The sequence below is a fragment of the Novosphingobium sp. YAF33 genome, from assembly GCF_052113265.1.
Taxonomy (GTDB): domain Bacteria; phylum Pseudomonadota; class Alphaproteobacteria; order Sphingomonadales; family Sphingomonadaceae; genus Novosphingobium.
Map to the genome: position 1 here is coordinate 1 of NZ_JBFRCW010000005.1, position 19,587 is coordinate 19,587.

Consider the following 19,587-nt stretch of genomic DNA (forward strand, 5'->3'; position numbering starts at 1 on the left):
GGGGGCCTTCTCTACCAGCGAACGCAAGTGCATCATCGGATCGGTCATCGTGATTCCTTCCGTCAGGTTTGAGCTTCACAACCCAAACCTACCCGAAAATCACGGTGACCACCTCAGCCTTCAGCTACACCACGTCCTGGGACACGATCGCATGAAGGACCTGCCAAACGATTAATCCGTCGACATAAAAKCGCTACGTAAACTTCCTTATTGCAAGGGAGTGCGGACATGTGGATAGGCCCGCCGCGTTACATGCTTGCGCGCCCATTTACCTTTGAAAGGCGCGCAATGCCTGTAAGTCATTGATTTACGGCGGATTAGCAATTTGGGGTGCGATCCGTCCGGCAATGACGAAATGGGGTTAGATTTTTGGTGGGGCACATGACGGAATCCAAGCAGAAGAATCGCAAGAGCGCTGGCACCGCGGCGCCGGCAACGAGTGGGCCGCAGGTCAATGGCAGCCTTCCGCTCTATCGGGACCCGCGCCCGGTCAACAGCGCGACGCACGCCGATGCGGCTGTGATCGTCGCGCCGACCGACTTCGGTTTCGCAGCCGGCGCGCCGATGGTCCAACTGACGGTCGACGAGTTCGAGCGGGCCGGACTCGACTATCCGATCCTGTTCTTCGGCGAAGATCGTCAGCCCTACGCCGTCACCGGCCTGGAAGCCGAGCACAACCTGTTCGTATCCGAGGGCCGCTATCAGAATGGCGCTTACATCCCGGCCTATCTGCGCCGCTACCCCTTCGTTTTCGCGCGCGACGAAGGCAGTGATCGCCTGATCCTCTGCCTCGACCACGCTTCGGGCCGGGTCGGCGACAAGGATGCTGAAGATGCGGTCCGTCTGTTCGAAGGCGCCGAGCCGACCGAACTGACGCTGCAGGCGCTGCGTTTTTGCGAGAGCTACGAGGCCGCACAGGCCCGTACCGGCGTGCTGATCGCGCTGCTGGACGAGCTTGACCTGTTCGAGATCAAGCGCGTTCACTACACGGCACCGGAAGCTGCCGAGCCCAGCCTGCTGGTGGAATTCCGGACCATCGACCGGACCCGCTTCGAAGCGCTTTCGGCCGAGCAGTTCCTGCGCCTTCGCGACGCCGGTGCGCTGCCCGCCATCCACGCGCAGATCGCCTCGCAGGCGAAGTGGGACGCTCTGGCCGCCGTTACCCGCGCGACCTGATCCCTGCCGGATCGAAGGCCGTCCAACCTGCGCCGTCCATGCGGCGCGGGAAGGGCGGACTCGGCGCATCGGGGCGCCGAAACCAATCGGAAATAATTTCCTAACACGCTGATAAGCAGGAAATTATTTCGTCATTTTCTATGTGTTGTTCCGGATTCCTGCTGCGCCAGAGCTGGCGTACAGCACGGGAATCCCGCTCCCGAGGGGCGGGGCCGGGGCGACTTGCCGAATAGGCACCCTGGGGGCTTACCGTGAACACTTCTGAACCTTTCGCTGGCCGTTCCACCGCGAGCAAGGGTGAAGCGCGCCGCGCGCGCACCTGGCGCGCAAGCGCCTCGGTCGCCACTCTTGCAGCGATGATGGTGATGAGCGGCGTGATGCCGGTCCAGGCCTGGGCCCAGGCGTCTCCGGCGCCCAGCCCGACCCCCACACCTACCCCCACCCCGATCGTCACGCCTCCGGTAGGCGCGCAGATCAAGAACCCCGTCACCGGGGCCTTCGAAACGGTGACCGAACAGCTGTCACCCGCGCAAGTGAAGACGGATGCCGACAACGTCATCCTGCTGGCAAGCGAAGTCGGCCAGACGTTCGAAGTTTCCGGCACGACTTACACCGTTACCGAAGTCCAGACGGATACCAACGGCGTCGTGACTTCGGTCAAGCTGTCCAATTCGGTCAACGACAAGATCAGCGAAAACGCGGTCGTCACCTCGATCGCCCCGGCGGCGAATGCGACCGGCGCCGACCCGATTTCGCTGCCGAGCAATCCCGGCGACAGCACCTACCGCAACGTCCAGCGCGGCCGCGGCGGCGGCAACGGACATATAGGCCTGCTGTTCATATCGGCAGGCGACGGCGGTTCGGGTGCCAATGGCCCGGCGATCACCGATAACATTTCGGGCACCATCTCGTCCCAGTCCAGCGGCCTGGCTGCGGTCATCGTTCAGAGCATCGGCGGCAACGGCGGCAACGGCGGCGACGGCTATCTCGGATCGGACGGCGGCACCGGTGGCACGGCTGGCGTGGGCGGCAATGTCAGCCTGGTCAGCACTGCCAATGTGGTGACCACGGGCACCAGCGCTTACGGCATCCTGGTCAGCAGCTCGGCCGGCAAGGGCGGTGCGGGCGGCGACGGGTTCCTTTCCGGCGGTGGCTCGGGTGGCGGTTCGCCGGGCGTGGGCGGCAATGCGAGTGCCACCAACAACGGCACCGTAGCCACCAGCGGCGCGGGCTCCATCGGCATCCTCGCCCAGAGCCTGGGCGGCACGGCGGGTAGCGGCGGCGACAGCTACGGCCTCGTCGCGTCCAGTGGCGGGGGCAGCTTCGGCGGCAAGGGCGGCGACGTCGTCGTCAATCAGAACGGCGTGGTCCAGACCTCTGGCGAAGGCGCGCACGGCGTTCTCGCGCAGTCGGTGGGCGGATCCGGCGGCAGCGGCGGTACCAGCGGCGGCGTCTTCGCCGATTCCAGCTCGGGCGGTGCAGGCGGCCCCGGCGGCAATGCCACGATCACCGCAGGCGCCAATTCCTCCACGAAGACGACCGGCGACTATGCCCATGGCTTCTTCGCACAGTCGGTCGGCGGCGGTGGCGGCAACGGTGGCACGACCATCGGCGCAGTCGCGCTGGGCAGCGCCGGCAGCCAGGGCAGCGATGCCGGCACGGTCAACATCGCCATTGCCGAAGGCGCCTTCGTATCCACCGCGGGCCTCGGCTCCTACGGTGTCATGGCCCAGTCGATCGGCGGCGGCGGCGGCAGTGCGGGCGTCACCGGCGGTCTCGCGGCGCTGGGCGGTACCGGCGCGGGCGGCGGCAACGGCAGCACCGTCACGGTGTCTTCGGGCGCCACGATGGTGACGACGGGAGAATCTGGCAAGGGCATCTTCGCGCAGTCCATCGGCGGCGGCGGCGGCTCGGCTTCGGGCACCGGAGGCCTGGTGTCTCTGGGTGGGTCCGGCGCGGGCGGCGGCAATGGCGGGCTGGTTCAGATCACGCAGACCTCGGGCGGTTCGATCACCACGTCCGGGGCCTGGGCGGATGCGATTTTCGCGCAGTCGGTCGGCGGTGGCGGCGGTTCGGGCTCCGGCTCGGTCGGTCTCGTGGGGCTGGGCGGCAAGGGGGCGAGCGGCGGCCTTGGCGGCACCGTCATTGTCGACAACCAGGGCGCGTTGAAGACCACGGGCGACTACGCCCGCGGGATCTTCGCGCAATCGGTGGGCGGCGGCGGCGGCGCGGGCGGCAATTCGACCGGGCTCGTCGGCATCGGCGGTAGCGGCGCAGGCACCAGCCCCGGCGGCAATGTCTCGGTGACCAATGGCGGCTCGATCTCGACTGCCGGGGTACGCTCGATCGGTATCCAGGCCCAGTCGGTCGGCGGTGGCGGCGGCGACGGCGGCAGCTCCACCGGCCTGATCTCCATCGGCGGATCGGGCGGCGGCGGCGGCAACGGCGGCGTGGTCACCGTTTCGAACAGCGGCACGATCACCACCAAGGGCGACAAGGCGCTGGGTATCATCGCCCAGTCCATCGGCGGTGGCGGCGGCAACGGCGGCTCGACGACGGGCGTGCTCGCCATCGGCGGTGACGGCGGCAACGGCGGCCAGGGCGGCAAGGTCGTTCTCAACCAGACCGGCCTCGTGTCGACCTCGGGCGACGATGCGACGGCGATCTTCGTGCAGTCCATCGGCGGCGGCGGCGGCAACGGCGGTTCGGCGGTTTCGGCGGGGCTCTTCGTGAGCGCCGCTTTCGGCGGTTCGGGCGGCGGCGGCGGCGCCGGCGGCGACATTTGCGTCAACACCAATTCGGCCTGCACCACGGCCAGTTCGAGCATGGGCTCGGCTTATATCGAGACCTTTGGCGAGCGTTCGACAGGCCTCTTCGCGCAGTCGGTCGGCGGCGGCGGCGGCAACGGCGGCTTCGCGCTTTCGGCCTCCGCGGGCCTTGGCGCGACGGCCTCCATCGCGTTCGGCGGTTCGGGCGGTTCGGGCGGCTCGGGCGGTGCGGTGCGTCTTGGCCTTCAGGGCTCCATCGCCACCAAGGGTGACCTTTCCGACGGTATCTTCGCCAGCTCGGTCGGCGGCGGCGGCGGCAATGGCGGCTTCTCGGTCGCCGCGGGCGCCTCGCTCGGCGGATCGCTGACGATGAGCTATGGCGGCGCGGGCGGCGTGGGCGGCACGGGCGGCCTCGTCGATGTCGCCAGTGCCACGCAGATCACCACCGAAGGCGAACAGTCGCGCGGCATCTTCGCGCAGTCGGTCGGCGGCGGCGGCGGCAACGGCGGTTTCGCGGCCAGCGCGGCCCTCGGTGTCGGCGCGATCACGTCGACTTTCGGCGGCGTTGGCGGTGCGGGTTCCGACGGTTCGACCGTCAGGGTCGTTTCGGTTGGCAATATCTCCACCAAGGGCACTCAGTCCGACGCGATCTTCGCCGAAAGCATCGGCGGCGGCGGCGGTAACGGCGGCTTCGCGGTCGGCCTGGCAGGCGGCGCTGCAGGCGCTGTCAGCCTGACGTTCGGCGGCGGCGGCGGCAATGGCGGGGCGGGCGATGACGTCTATGTCTCCTCGACCGGCGATCTCGCGACCGAGGGTGCCAGCTCCAACGGCGTATTCGCGCAATCGGTCGGCGGCGGCGGCGGCAACGGCGGCTTCGCGGTGTCCGGCTCGGCCGGCGGCGTCGGCGCGATGTCGGCGGCATTCGGCGGTAGCGGCGCCAATGGCGGCATGGCCGGCAAGGTGACGGTGGACAGCACCGGCACGATCACCACGATCGGCGCTCTCTCCAATGGCATCCTCGCCCAGTCGATTGGCGGCGGCGGCGGTAATGGCGGCTTCTCGGCCGCAGTTTCGGGCGGCGGGATCGGCGCCGCGGGCGTTTCCATGGGCGGCGCGGGCGCCAATGGCGGCAACGGTGACGAAGTTTCGGTCACTTCGGACGGCGGCATCTGGACGCAGGGTGCGGCTTCGGCGGGCATCCTCGCACAATCGGTCGGCGGCGGCGGCGGTAACGGCGGCCTGGCGATTTCGGCCAGCGGCGGCTGGGCAGGCGGGGCCTCGCTGGCGTTCGGCGGCGGCGCGGGCAATGGTGGCACCGGCGGCAAGGTCACTCTTGTCAGCACCGGTAACATCCTGACCGAGGGCGACAGCGCGCAAGGCCTGTTCGCACAGTCGGTCGGCGGCGGCGGCGGCAACGGCGGCGGCGCCATCGCGGCTTCGGGCGGCCAGGGCGGCGGTATTTCCGCTTCGTTCGGCGGCGAGGGCGGCGACGGTGGCTCCTCGGGCGATGTCGGCATCCGCAGCATTGGCGACATTCAGACTCTCGGCGACAATGCCGATGCGATCTTCGCCCAGTCTCTGGGCGGCGGCGGCGGCAACGGCGGCTTCGCCATCTCGGCGGCGGGCGGCCAGTTCGGCGCGGTCAGCCTGTCGATGGGCGGCTCGGGCGGCGTCGGCGGTTCCGCGGGCGATGTTTCGGTCGATTCCGATGGCGACTTGACGACGTCGGGCGACTTCTCGGCCGGCGTGCGCGCGCAGTCCATCGGCGGCGGCGGCGGTAACGGCGGCTTCGCGATCTCTGCATCGGGCGCCCAGTTCGGCGCCGTTGCCCTTTCCTTCGGCGGTAACGGCGGCACGGGCGGCGCGGCGGGCGATGTCACGCTCGTTTCGACCGGGGACATCTGGACCGAAGGCAACTATTCGCAGGGCCTGTTCGCGCAGTCGGTCGGCGGCGGCGGCGGTAACGGCGGCTTCTCCGTCAGCGCCGCGGGCGCACAGTATGGCGCAGCAGCGATTGGGTTTGGCGGCACCGGGGGCACCGGCGGCGCGGCGGGCGACGCTGATCTCACCAACACCGGCGACATCGTCACCAAGGGCGACTTCAGCGCCGGCGCGCAAGTCCAGTCCATCGGTGGCGGCGGCGGCAATGGCGGCTGGAGCGTCAGCGCGGCGGGCGGCCAGTACGGCGCGGTCGCCATCGGCTTCGGCGGCAAGGGCGGCGCGGGCGGCACGGCGGGCGACGTAACACTGACGTCCACTGGCCAGATCGGCACGCTGGGCGACCAATCAAGCGGCCTCGTCGCGCAATCCATCGGCGGGGGCGGTGGCAATGGCGGCTTCTCGGCCGCCGTGGCGGGCGCGCAGTACGGCGCGGCGGCGCTCTCGTTCGGCGGCACTGGCGGCACCGGCAACGATGCCGGCACGGTCACGCTGGCGAACACCGGCGACATCTACACCGAGGGCACGCTCTCCAACGGCATCTTCGCGCAGTCGGTCGGCGGCGGCGGCGGCAACGGCGGCTTCTCGGTCGCTGTCGCAGGCGCGCAATACGCATCGGCGGCGCTGGCGCTCGGTGGCTCGGGCGGCTCGGGCGGCGCGGGCAAGGCGGTCTCCGTCGTCTCCGCAGGCAATATCACCACGCTGGGCGACCAGGCGGACGGCATTCTGGCCCAGTCGATCGGCGGCGGCGGCGGTAACGGCGGTTTCGCCATTTCCGGCACGCTGACGACCAGCAGCGACGGCATTTCGGCTTCGGTCGCCATTGGCGGCAAGGGCGGTTCGGGCGGCGAGGCGGGCGATGTCTCGCTCGTCAGCACCGGCGATATTTCGACCAGCGGCGCCAGCGCGGTAGGCCTGTTTGCGCAGTCGGTTGGCGGCGGCGGCGGCAATGGCGGCTTCGCCGGCGCGCTCTCGTTGTCCGTGGGCAATGCAGTGGCCGTCGGCATCGGCGGTTCGGGCGGTACCGGCAACACGGCGGGCAACGTCTCGCTGAACTCGACCGGCAATGTGGCCACTTCGGGCAACCTTGCGGCGGGCATTCAGGCCCAGTCGATCGGCGGCGGCGGCGGTAACGGCGGCTTCAGCCTGACCGCCTCGGCCACGGTCGAAGGCCAGTCGATCGGCAACAGCAGCGGCGGCACGGGTGGCAGCGGCGGCCTTGCCGGGCATGTCGACGTGACCAGCCTCGGCACCGTGCAGACCACCGGCGAATTGGCCAACGGCATTTTCGCGCAGTCTGTCGGCGGCGGCGGCGGCAATGGTGGTTTCTCCGTCAGCGCCAGCCTGTCTGCCAAGGGCGATTCCGACACCCAAAGCGTCGGCGGCAATGGCGGCAGCGGCAACGATGCCGGGATGGTCAGCGTCTCCGCCACGGCGGGCGCCAATGCAGCGATCCTGGATTACTCCGTCGTCACATCGGGAACGGGTTCCAACGGCATTCTGGCGCAGTCCATCGGCGGCGGCGGCGGTTCGGGCGGCTTCTCGGTCGGCGGTGCGTTCTCGGGCGAGGGCGACGCAGCCTCGAACCAGGTGGGCGGCAGCGGCGGCGCGGGCGGCAACGCCTTGACCGTGGAGGTCGTCAATGTCGGCAAGATCCAGACCAGCGGCAATATCGCCAATGGCGTGTTCGCCCAGTCGGTCGGCGGCGGCGGCGGTAACGGCGGCTTCTCGGTAGGCGCGGGCGTCTCGATCAAGGGCGACGCATCGTCGAGCGTCGGCGGCGGCGAAGGCGGCGCGGCGGGCAATTCCGACGATGTCAGCGTGGACACCACCGGCACGATCTACACCGAAGGCGCGGCCTCCAACGGCGTGCTGGCGCAGTCGGTGGGCGGCGGCGGCGGCACCGGCGGCTTCTCGGTCAGTGCCGGCTTCAGCGCGGAAGGCGATTCCACCAGCGACAGCGTTGGCGGCGGCGGCGGATCGGGCGGCAACGCCGGCAACGTCGCTGTCGTGGCGCGTGAAGGCATCACCACCAAGGGCGATGGTTCCAACGGCGTCTTCGCCCAGTCGGTCGGCGGCGGCGGTGGATCGGGCGGTTTCGCCGTGGGCCTCGGCGTCTCCATCAAGGGGGACGCGGAATCGAGCGTTGGCGGCGGCGCCGGTTCGCTCGGCGGCACGGCGGGCGACGTTGCGGTCACCACCGAAGGCACGATCTGGACCGAAGGCGCGGCGGCAGCCGGTATCTTCGCGCAGTCGGTCGGCGGCGGCGGCGGCAATGGCGGCTTCTCGGTCGGCGCGGGCTTCTCCAGCGAGGGCGGCTCCTCGTCCACCAGCGTTGGCGGTGCCGGTGCGGGCGGCGCGACGGCGGGCAACGTCTCGGTCCATGCGGACAGCGATATCCAGACCAAGGGCACCGGTTCCAACGGCATTCTTGCCCAGTCGATCGGCGGCGGCGGCGGTAACGGGGGCTTTGCCGTGGGCCTTGGCGTCTCGATCAAGGGCGACGCGGATTCCAAGGTCGGCGGCGGCGGCGCGGGCACCGGCTCGGACGCGGGCGATGTGACCGTGACCGGAACCGGCACGATCGTCACACTGGGTGACCAGGCCAACGGCGTCTTCGCGCAGTCGGTSGGCGGCGGCGGCGGCAACGGCGGCTTCTCGGTCGGTGCGGGCCTCAGCCTCGACGGTACGGCGACCAGCGACAGCGTGGGGGGCTCTGGCGGCGGCGGCGGCAATGCCGGCACCGTCACCGTGGACCGCACGGGCGACATCGGCACCAGCGGCGCCAATGCCAACGGCATCCTGGCCCAATCTGTGGGCGGCGGCGGCGGCAACGGCGGTTTCGCCGTGGGCCTTGGCGCATCCATGAAGGGCGATGCGGAATCGAGCGTCGGCGGCGGCGAAGGCGGCACCGCCGGCGACGGTGCGGACGTGTTCGTTTCCGACGTGGGGACGATCGTTACCAGCGGCACCAATTCCAACGGCATCTTCGCGCAGTCGGTCGGCGGCGGCGGCGGCTCGGGCGGCTTCTCGGTCGGCGCGGGCTTCAGCCTCGAAGGCGGGGCGACCAGCACCAGCGTCGGCGGTTCGGCTGGCGCGGGCGGCAGCGCGGGCACGGTTTCGGTCAGCCATGACGGCGATATCCAGACCTCCGGCGCTTCGGCCAACGGCATTTTTGCGCAGTCGGTGGGCGGCGGCGGCGGTGTCGGCGGCTTTGCCGTGGRCCTCGGCGCCTCGATGGATTCGGATGCCAAGTCCAGCGTCGGCGGCGGTKCGGGCGGGGCGGCCGGTTCGGCTTCCGATGTCACGGTTGAGCAGACCGGCACGATCATTACTGCGGGCGCGGCGGCCAATGGCGTGCTGGCGCAGTCGATCGGCGGCGGTGGCGGTGTCGGCGGCTTCTCGGTTTCCGCAGCGCTCTCCTCCTCGGGCGGCGCGGCCTCGGATTCGACCGGCGGCGCCGGTGGCTCCTCGGGCAATGCCGGAACGGTGAGCGTTTCGGTCCAGGGCGATATCCAGACCGACGGCGCCCAGGCGCGCGGCGTGGTGGCGCAGTCGATCGGCGGCGGCGGCGGTTCGGGCGGCTTTGCCGTCGGCGCCGGTGCCTCGATCGAGGGCGACGCAGAATCGGCGACCGGCGGCGGCGCCGGCGGATCCTCGGGCAATGCCGGTGACGTCAGCGTGGCGGTGGACGGCAATGTCGTCACCAAGGGCGCCGCATCGGTAGCGCTGCTGGCGCAGTCGATCGGCGGCGGCGGCGGCGCTGGCGGCTTCGCCGTCGGCGCGGCGCTCTCCAGCAGCGGCGGCGCGACCGCGGAATCGACCGGCGGTGACGGCGGCTCGGCAGGCGACGCAGGCAATGTCAGCGTCACGCACACCGGCGGCATCGAGACGTTCGGCGCGCAATCGGGTGCGATCCTGGCGCAGTCGATCGGCGGCGGCGGCGGTTCGGGCGGCTTCTCGGTCGGCGGCGCGCTGAGCGTCGAGGGCGAGGCGAACTCGACTATCGGCGGCGGCGCGGGCGGATCGGCTGGCAACGCCGGCACGGTGGACGTGGCCAATACCGGCGACATCTTCACTCACGGCGCCAATTCCACCGGCGTGGTCGCGCAGTCGATCGGCGGGGGCGGCGGCAACGGCGGCTTCTCGGTTTCGGCGGGCCTCGCCCTTTCGGGCGCGGATGCGGTGTCCAGCTCGACCGGCGGTGCGGGTGGATCGTCCGGTTCGGCCGACGATGTGACCGTGACCTCGATCGGCAACATCAAGGTCGATGGCGATCACAGCCGCGGCATCGTCGCGCAGTCGATCGGCGGCGGCGGTGGCACCGGCGGCTTCTCGGTCTCCGGCGCGATTGCCACCAAGGGCGCGGGCGCGTCCGACAGCGTCGGTGGTGCCGGCGGTGCGGGCAATGCGGCGGGCAATGTCACGGTCCTTTCGGCGGGCCAGATCCTGACCTCGGGCGACGCCACCAATGCGGTGCTGGCCCAGTCGATCGGCGGCGGCGGCGGTGCGGGCGGCTTCTCGGGCAGCCTTGCGGCGGCGCTGGGCGGTGGCTCGGCGGTCAGCTCGGTCGGCGGCGCGGGCGGAGTGGGCTCCGACGCGGGCAATCTCGACCTGACCCTGAGCGGGGCGCTCGGTACGCTGGGCAATGGCTCGGCGGCAGTCGTCGCGCAGTCGATCGGCGGCGGCGGCGGCGTGGGCGGCTTCTCGCTCGGCTTGGCGGCGGCTTCGGACGGTGAGGGCGCGAGCGCAGTCACCGGCGGTTCGGGCGGCGACGGCGGCGTGGGCGGCAATGTCCTCGTCTCCACCAGTGCCTTGATCCAGACCCACGGCGCGCTGTCCGACGGCGTGCTGGCGCAGTCGATCGGCGGCGGCGGCGGTTCGGGCGGCTTTGCCGTGGCAGGCACGCTGGCGCTCGGCGAAAAGGCGGCATCGAGCGCCACCGGCGGCGCGGGCGGTTCCGGCCAGAATGCCGGCACGGTCACCGTGCAGAACACTGGCGATATCTATACTTTCGGCGCGGCATCGAACGGCGTGGTTGCGCAGTCGATCGGCGGCGGCGGCGGCACCGGCGGCTTCTCCGGCTCGCTGACGATCTCCTCCACTTCGGAAGCGGTCGCCAACAGCTTGGGTGGTTCGGGCGGCGTCGGCGGCGATGCCGGTTCGGTCAAGGTCGTGACCACGGGCAATATCCAAGTCCTGGGCGATCGCTCCACGGCCATCGTGGCGCAGTCGATCGGCGGCGGTGGCGGCTCGGCGGGCTTCTCGCTGGGCGCGGCAGCCTCGAAGGCGGCTTCGGCCAGCGACGCGGTGGGCGGCAGCGGCGGCGCGGGTGGTGACGGCGGCACGGTGGAAGTCGCCAACGGCTCGACCGGCACGGTCGTGACCACCGGCAACTTCGGCTATGCGATCCTTGCCCAGTCGATCGGCGGCGGCGGCGGTTCGGGCGGCTTCGCCACGGGCGGCGCGCTCTCGCTGTCCGAAGGCGCGACCTCCTCGGTCGGCGGCGGCGCCGGCGGTGCGGCCGGTGACGGCGGCAATGTCGGCGTCAACAACTACAGCCTGATCCAGACCAGCGGCGACGGCGCCGTGGCGGTCTTCGCGCAGTCGATCGGCGGCGGCGGCGGCTCGGGCGGCTTCGCGGTCGGCGCGGGCCTCGCGGGTGGCAGCGACAGCACGCTGTCCAACGCCATCGGCGGCGGCGCGGGCAGCGGCGGTTCGGCGGGCACGGTCTCGCTCTACAACGACGGCACGATCCTGACGCAGGGCGCCAACGCGACGGCGGTGCTGATGCAGTCGATTGGTGGCGGCGGCGGCAACGGCGCCTTCGCGGTCAGCGGTGCGCTGGCCAAGGGCGGCGCGGCGAACAGCTCCATCGGCGGTGACGGCGGCACGGCGGGTTCGGCGGGCGATGTCACGCTGGTCAACTCGGTGAATGCCACGATCGTCACCGAAGGCGCGATGTCGATTGCGGTACAGGCCCAGTCGATCGGCGGCGGCGRCGGTTCGGGCGGCTTCTCGGTCGGCGCGGGCCTCGCCCTCGAAGGCGATGCCAGCTCGGAAGTCGGCGCAGGTTCGGGCGGCGCGGGCGGTTCGGCCGGTGTGGTATCCATCGACAACGCGGGCGATATCGGCACACGCGGCGACGGTTCGCTGGCAGTGCTGGCGCAGTCGATCGGCGGTGGCGGCGGTTCGGGCGGCTTTGCCGTCTCGGGCGGCCTCAGCGTCAAGGGCGGCGCGGCCAGCAATGCCATCGGCGGCCAAGGCGCGGGCGGCGGTGACGGCGGCCTCGTTTCGGTCACCAGCAGCGGCACGATCCAGACCCTGGGCGCCAATGCGACCGCGGTACTGGCCCAGTCGGTCGGCGGCGGCGGCGGTACGGGCGGGTTCTCCGCCGGTGCGGCAGCGGCCAGCGCGGATGCGGCCTCGAACCTCGTCGGCGGCAGCGGCGGCGCGGCAGGTGCGGGCGGCGACGTCACGATTGCCAACAACGGCGGTACGATCACGACTGACGGCGATTTGTCCTACGCGGTCTATGCGCAGTCGGTCGGCGGCGGCGGCGGTTCGGGCGGCTTTGCGGCCGGCGCGGGCCTCAGCCTCGAAGGCGATGCCGAATCCGGTGTGGGCGGCGGCAGCGGCGGTGGCGGCGGTGCTGGCGGCCTCGTCAGCCTCGACAACACCGGCACGATCGCGACCAAGGGCGCGGGCTCGGTGGCGGTCTTCGCCCAGTCCGTGGGCGGTGGCGGCGGCGCGGGCGGCTTCGCGGTGGGCGCTGGCCTGACCGCGCAGGGCGGCTCGGTATCCGACAGCGTCGGCGGATCGGGCGGCGCGGGCGGAGCCGGCGGTGTGGTTTCGATCACGACCGACGGCCTGGTCCAGACCGAGGGCGCCAATGCGACCGCGATCTTCGCGCAGTCGGTCGGCGGCGGCGGCGGCAAGGGCGGCTTTGCCGTGGGCGCCTCGGCGTCCAAGGCGGACAGCGCCTCGACCGTGGTCGGCGGCAGCGGCGGCGCGGGCGGCGATGGCGGCGAAGTGACCGTGGCCAATGGCGCGGACGGCGAAGTCGTCACGCTGGGCACGCTCTCCTACGCTGTGTTCGCACAGTCGGTAGGCGGCGGCGGCGGCCAGGGCGGCTTCTCGGCCGGTGGCGCGCTTTCGCTTGAGGGCGACGCCAATTCCTCGGTCGGCGCGGGCGACGGTGCCGGGGGCGGCATCGGCGGCGTGGTTTCGCTGAGCAACGCCGGCAAGATCGGCACGGCCGGGGATGGTTCCATCGCGGTCTTCGCCCAGTCCGTGGGCGGTGGCGGCGGTGCGGGCGGCTTCGCGGCGGGCGGCGGCCTGACGATCGAAGGCGGCGCGGCCTCCAACGCGGTCGGCGGTGCTGGCGGTGACGGCGGTGCGGGCGGCGTGGTTGCGCTGGTCAACACCGGATCGATCCGTACTGAAGGCGCCAATGCCACGGCGGTCTATGCCCAATCGGTGGGCGGCGGCGGTGGTGCCGGCGGCTTCTCGGTCGGCGCCAGTGCGTCGAAGGCGGACAGCGCCTCGAATACGGTGGGCGGCTCGGGCGGTGCTGGCGGCGACGGCGGCGAAGTCTCCATCGACAATGGCGCGAACGGCGCGATCACTACCCTGGGTGACTTCTCCTACGCGGTCTTCGCACAGTCGGTCGGCGGCGGCGGCGGTTCGGGCGCCTTTGCGGCCGGTGGTGCGCTGAGCCTCGAAGGCGATGTCGACTCCAGTGTCGGCGGCGGCGCGGGCAGCGGCGGCGGTATCGGTGGCAATGTCACGCTTTCCAGCCTCGGCGCGATCCAGACGGCGGGCGAGGGCGCGATTGCGGTCTTCGCGCAGTCGATCGGCGGCGGTGGCGGTGCGGGCGGCTTCGCGGCCGGTGGCGGTCTCTCGGCCGAAGGCGGCGCGACCTCGAACACGGTCGGCGGCTCGGGCGGCGCAGGCGGCAGCGGCGGCACGATCGCGCTGGACAACGGCGGTTCGATCCTGACGCTCGGCAGCAATGCGACCGCGCTCTTTGCGCAGTCGGTGGGCGGCGGCGGCGGTGTCGCTGGCTTCTCGACCGGCGGCGCAGCGTCCAAGGCCGGTGCGGTTTCGCAGGCGGTTGGTGGCGACGGCGGCACAGCGGGAGACGGCGGTGACATCACCGTCAGCAACGCGGCCGGCGGCAAGATCGAGACCGACGGCGCTATCTCCTACGGCGTCTTTGCGCAGTCGGTTGGCGGCGGCGGCGGCGCGGGTGGCTTTGCGGCCGGTGGCGCACTGGCGCTGGGCGACGACGTGGAGAACGGCGTCGGCGGCGGTATCGGCGGCGCGGGCGGCCTTGGCGGCACGATCGCGGTCGACAATGCCGGTCAGATCGTCACGCTGGGCGACGCTTCGATCGCGGTCTTCGCGCAGTCGATCGGCGGCGGCGGCGGTGCCGGTGCTTTCGCGGCGGGCGGCGGCCTCTCGGCCGAAGGCGCTTCGGCCAGTTCGTCGGTCGGCGGAGCCGGCGGCGACGGCGGTGCGGGCGGCGCTATCACGGTCTCCAACAGCGGCCTCGTAGCGACGGCCGGCGATCAGGCGGTGGCGATCCTTGCCCAGTCGGTCGGTGGCGGCGGCGGCGTCGGCGGCTTCGCCGTCGGCGGCGCGGCTTCGCAGCTCGATGCCGTGTCCGACACGATCGGCGGCAGCGGCGGGGCTGGCGGTATCGGCGGTGACATCACCGTGGACACCAGCGGCGCGGTCTATACCGAAGGCGCCTTTGCGTACGGCATCCAGGCGCAGTCGATCGGCGGCGGCGGCGGTAACGGCGGCTTTGCGGCCGGCGCGACCGTGGCGCTTACCGGCGATGCGCAGTCCACCATCGGCGGCGGTGCCGGCGGTGGCGGCGGCCTGGGCGGAACGATCGCGCTGACCAACAGCGGCACCATCGAAACGCTGGGCGCCAGCGCGGTTGCGGTCTTCGCCCAGTCCGTGGGCGGTGGCGGCGGTGCCGGTGGCTTCGCCGGCGGCCTCACCGGCTCGGGCGACGGCGCTTTCGGCTCGACCATCGGCGGCGCCGGTGGCGATGCCAGCCAGGGCGGCGACATTGCTGTCAGCAACAGCGGGCAGATCCATGTAGCGGGTGCCAATGCGGCGGGCGTCTTCGCCCAGTCGGTCGGCGGCGGCGGCGGCCTTGGCGGCTTCTCGCTGGCGGCGAGCGGTGCGGTCTCCAGCTTGTCCAACACGCTTGGCGGTTCGGGTGGAGCCGGCGGTGACGGCGGCGCGATCAGCGTTACCAACGCGGCAGGCGCGACCATCGTGGTCGATGGCGACTTGTCCTACGGCGTCTTCGCACAGTCGATCGGCGGCGGCGGYGGTTCCGGCGGCTTTGCGGTCGACGGCACGATTGCCACCGGCGGCGCGGTCAATTCGGCCCTCGGCGCAGGCTCCGGCGGCGGTGGCGGCAATGGCGGCGCGATTACGCTGACCAATGGCGGCAACGTGCTGGCGCAAGGCGCGGGCTCGGTCGCGGTCTTCGGCCAGTCGGTCGGCGGCGGTGGCGGTTCGGGCGGCTTCGCGGGCGGACTTTCCGTCGGCGCAGGCGGTGCGATCAGCCAGAGCGTGGGCGGCGCAGGTGCCGGCGGCGGCAACGGCGGCGATATCGCAGTCATCAACAGCGGCACGATCCAGACGCTGGAAGCCAACTCGATCGGTGTCTTCGCGCAGTCGATCGGCGGTGGCGGCGGCCTGGGCGGCATGTCTATCTCCGGCTCGCTCAGCACCGGCAGCTCCACCACGACCAGCCTCGGCGGTTCGGGCGGCGCGGGTGGTGACGGCGGCACGATCACGGTCAGCAACAGCGGCGTGATCGATGCCAAGGGCGACTTGTCCTACGGCGTCTTCGCCCAGTCCATCGGCGGCGGCGGCGGCACGGCGGGCATGGTGGTCTCCGGCACGCTCAGCACCGGGCTTGGCGGCATGACTTCAGCTCTCGGCGGCAGCGGCGGCGCGGGCGGCAATGGCGGCGACATCACCGTCACCAACACCGGCGCGATCCTGGTGGAAGGCGCGGCTTCGGTCGGCATCCTGGCCCAGTCCATCGGCGGCGGCGGCGGTGCGGGCGGCTTCACCGGCTCGCTGGCCGTCACCGGCGGCTCGCTGAACACGCAAGTGGGCGCGACCGGCGGCGCGGGCGGCGATGGCGGCGACGTCACCGTCACTTCCACCGGCAGCATCGCCACCCTGGCGGACGATTCCATCGCAGTGCTCGCCCAGTCCATCGCGGGCGGCGGCGGCCAGTCGGCCTATGCCATCGCGGCGCAGGCGGGCGCGTTCGACGGCGTCAACCTGACGCTGGGCGCGCAGGGCGAAGGGATCAGCGGCAAGCAGGGCAAGGTCGTCGTCAGCCTCTCGGGCGGCATGCTCCAGACGGCGGGCGCGCTTTCCTACGGCTTGCTGGCCCAGGCCATCGGTGCGGGCGGCGGCAATGTCGCGCTCTCCGTGCCCGATCCGCTGGAAGTCGGCTCTAACGGCCTGACCCTGCAACTCGGCAGCACCGGCGGCGTCGCCGGTGACGGCAATGTGATCGACGTGACGAACGCCAACGAGGTCCAGACCAAGGGCGCAGGCGCCATCGGCTTCGCGGCGCAGTCGATCGGCGGCGGCGGCGGCACCGAAGGTGTCACCGGCGACGTGGTGCTGGGCAGCGGCGATGCCGTGTGGTCCACCGTGGTCGGCGGCAGCGGAGACTCGGCGGGTTCGGGCGCGGCCATCGCCATCGCCAACAGCGCGACGATCGTTACCGAAGGCGACGGGGCTATCGGCCTGCTCGCACAGTCGGTCGGCGGCGGCGGCGGCGTGGGCACGATGGCGCTCGGCCTTGCCGACGGTTCGCTGGCGGGGGCTTCGCTGAATGTCGGCGGTGCGCAGACCACGGCGGGTAACGGCGGCGACGTGACCTTCACGACATCGACCGGTGCCATCGGCACTTCGGGCAACCTCGCTTCGGCGCTGGTGGTCCAGTCGATCGGCGGCGGCGGCGGCGTTGCCACCTTGTCTTCGATGGAAGGCGGCGCGCTGGGCGACATCACCCTGGCAGCCGGCGCGACCGGCGGCGCAGGTGGTGACGGCGGCAACATCACGCTCGACCAGAAGGCCGACGTGGTGACCAGCGGCACCGGCGCCAATGCGGTGCTCGTGCAGTCCATCGGCGGCGGCGGCGGTCTGGCGACCCTCGACAACACCGGCGGCACCGGCACGGTCACGAACGTCGATCTCGGCGGCGCGGCCAGCGGTTCGGGCGGCACTATCGACTTCGCGCTCGATGGCCGTGTCCAGACCACCGGTGCGGGTGCGGCGGGTGTCGTCGTGCAGTCGATCGGCGGGGGCGGCGGTTACGCCAGCGCCGTGGGCGCCAATGCCCAGGGCACGTTGACGCTCGGCACCTCGAACGGCGCGACCGGCAATGGCGGCGACGTTTCGGTGGCGATCAACCAGACGATCACCACCACCGGCGCGGGTTCGACGGCCCTGTTGGTGCAGTCGATCGGCGGCGGCGGCGGCGCGGCCTCGGTGGTCGGCGCGGACGGCACGGTCCAGACGCTGGACGTGGTCAATGCCGGCGCGGTGAGCACGCTGCGCATGGCCCGCCTCATGACGCTGGCGGCCTCGATCGGCTCGGTCGATGCAGGCGCGGTGGACGTCACGGTAGGCGCGGCGATCCGCACCAGCGGCGCCAATGCCAACGGCGTGGTCGTCCAGTCGGTCGGCGGCGGCGGTGCGGCCACGGGCTCGGGAACGGGCGTGCTGGCGGGCTCCGGCGCGGGCAATGCGGTGAACCTCACCGTCAATGCCGATGTCGTGACTTCGGGCGCCGGTTCGAGCGCGCTGGTCGCGCAGAGCACCGGCGGCCTTGGCGGCGGCGCGATCGTATTGGATATCGGCAAGGTCAATGTCGTCGGCGGTCTGGGCGGTCATGCCGTCTCGCTGCTCGGCGGCGCGGCCAATACCGTGACCAATGCCGGTACGCTCCAGACCATGGACGGACAGGAAGGCCTGGTGATCTACGCGGAAGGCGGCGACAACACGATCGTCAACTCCGGCACGATCGTCGGTTCGATCGATCTCGGCGCGGGCGTAGGCAGCTTCACCAACGTCAATGGCGGCATCTTCCTGGCCGGTTCGCTGGTCAACGTCGGTGCGGGTTCGTTCGTGAACTCGGGCATCCTCAATCCGGGCGGTGGCGGCGTCGTGTCGCAGCTGGCGGTGAGCGGCGGCCTGACCCTGACGGCGCAGAGCGAGTACAACCTCGATCTCGACCTGAAGACCAACACGGCGGACAAGGTCGTCGTCTCCGGCGCGGCATCGCTCAACGGGCGGGTCACGACCAATCTCCTCAACCTGGGCTATGCCCGGGCCGGGGCGAACGACGTGGTCATTCTGGAAGCGGCCGGCGGCATCACCGGCCAGGACCTGGTCAAGCTGGTTGCGCCGACATCGGCGGTCGCGACTTTCGGGCTCGACTATTCCTCGGCGAACCAGCAGGTCATCCACTATGTGATCGAGTATGCGCCCAGCGGTCTGACCCAGCGTCAGGCCATGATCGGCAACCTGCTCGACCGCATTCAGGAAACCCCGACCGACGCTTTCGCACCGACGGCTGCCGCGATCATCTCGATCCCGACGGTGGGTGCGCTGGGCACGGTCTACGACAGCCTGACCGGCGAAGGCGTGGTGGCAGCGCAGAGCGCGGCGCTTTCCGCGATCGGCAACAGCCACGATGTGATCGACGGCCAGATCGTCAGCCGCGTGGGCACCTTTGCCTCGGCATGGCACAAGGAGCCGCTGGGCAACCTCTGGATGGCCGTGCAGGGCGGCCGCCAGCGTCTGGACGGCACCGACGGGGCGCACGACGTGCGCACCAGCGGTTATGTCGTGCAGGGCGGCTGGGACTATCGCCCGGACGCGCGCAGCGTGGTCGGCGCCACCTTTGGCTTCGATCCGCAGAGCTTCTCGGTTCCGGATGTGAGCACCTCGGGCAAGACGAAGGTCTACACCTTCGGCGCCTATGCGGGCTTCCATCCGGGCGCCTGGACGCTCAGCGCGGACCTGCTCTACAGCGCGGCCAATACCACGACGGTGCGTGACATGTGGCTCTATGCCGATGGCAACGTGCAGGCGCATGGCGATTTCACCATGCATGCCTGGTCCGGCCGGGCCCAGGTGGCGCGCCAGTTCGGCAGCGGCAACCTGGTGTTCCAGCCTTTCGCGGCCGTGGAAGTCACTCGCCTGTCGCTGCCGGGCTATGTCGAGAACCAGGCCGAAGGTCAGGAAGACGCGGCGCTCGGCCTCGCCTTCTTCGGCAAGGACTGGACGCGGACCCGCACGTTCGCGGGCGGCAATGTCGCGGGCCGTATCGAACTGCCGCAGGGCAAGGCCCTCGTCACGACGCTGCGCGCGGCCTGGGTGCACGATTTCGACCCCGATCGCTCGGTCACGGCGGCCTTCGCCGGGGCGCCGGACTACCGCTTCGTCACCACCGGTGCGCAAGCGGTGGGCGACAGCGGCCGGATCGACCTGCGTTCGACCCTGCAGATGCGCAAGGTCGACCTCCAGTTCAGCGTCGGGGCCAATCTCGGCAAGGGCTACAACGATCTCACCGCCATGGCGGGCGTCCGGTTCCACATGTGATCCCGATGCCCCTCGCTTCCATCCTTTCCAGCTTTCT

General features: G+C 71.3%; 2 protein-coding genes. Both read left to right on the forward strand.

All coding sequences use genetic code 11. The features are described from left to right. The first annotated feature begins 381 nt into the window (after positions 1-381). Positions 382-1,176, forward strand: a complete 795-nt coding sequence (locus AB4Z00_RS11230; protein WP_314466777.1) for a SapC family protein — start codon at positions 382-384, stop codon at positions 1,174-1,176. Between the two features lie 251 nt (positions 1,177-1,427). Next, a complete protein-coding gene (locus tag AB4Z00_RS11235) occupies positions 1,428-19,550 on the forward strand; it encodes a hypothetical protein (protein ID WP_442045984.1) in 18,123 nt (6,040 codons plus the stop codon). Positions 19,551-19,587: the final 37 nt, after the last annotated feature.

What these genes read in the sequence shown, in the direction of transcription:
- AB4Z00_RS11230 (WP_314466777.1), top strand. Translation starts at nt 382, where the DNA reads ATGACGGAATCCAAGCAGAAGAATCGCAAGAGCGCTGGCACCGCGGCG.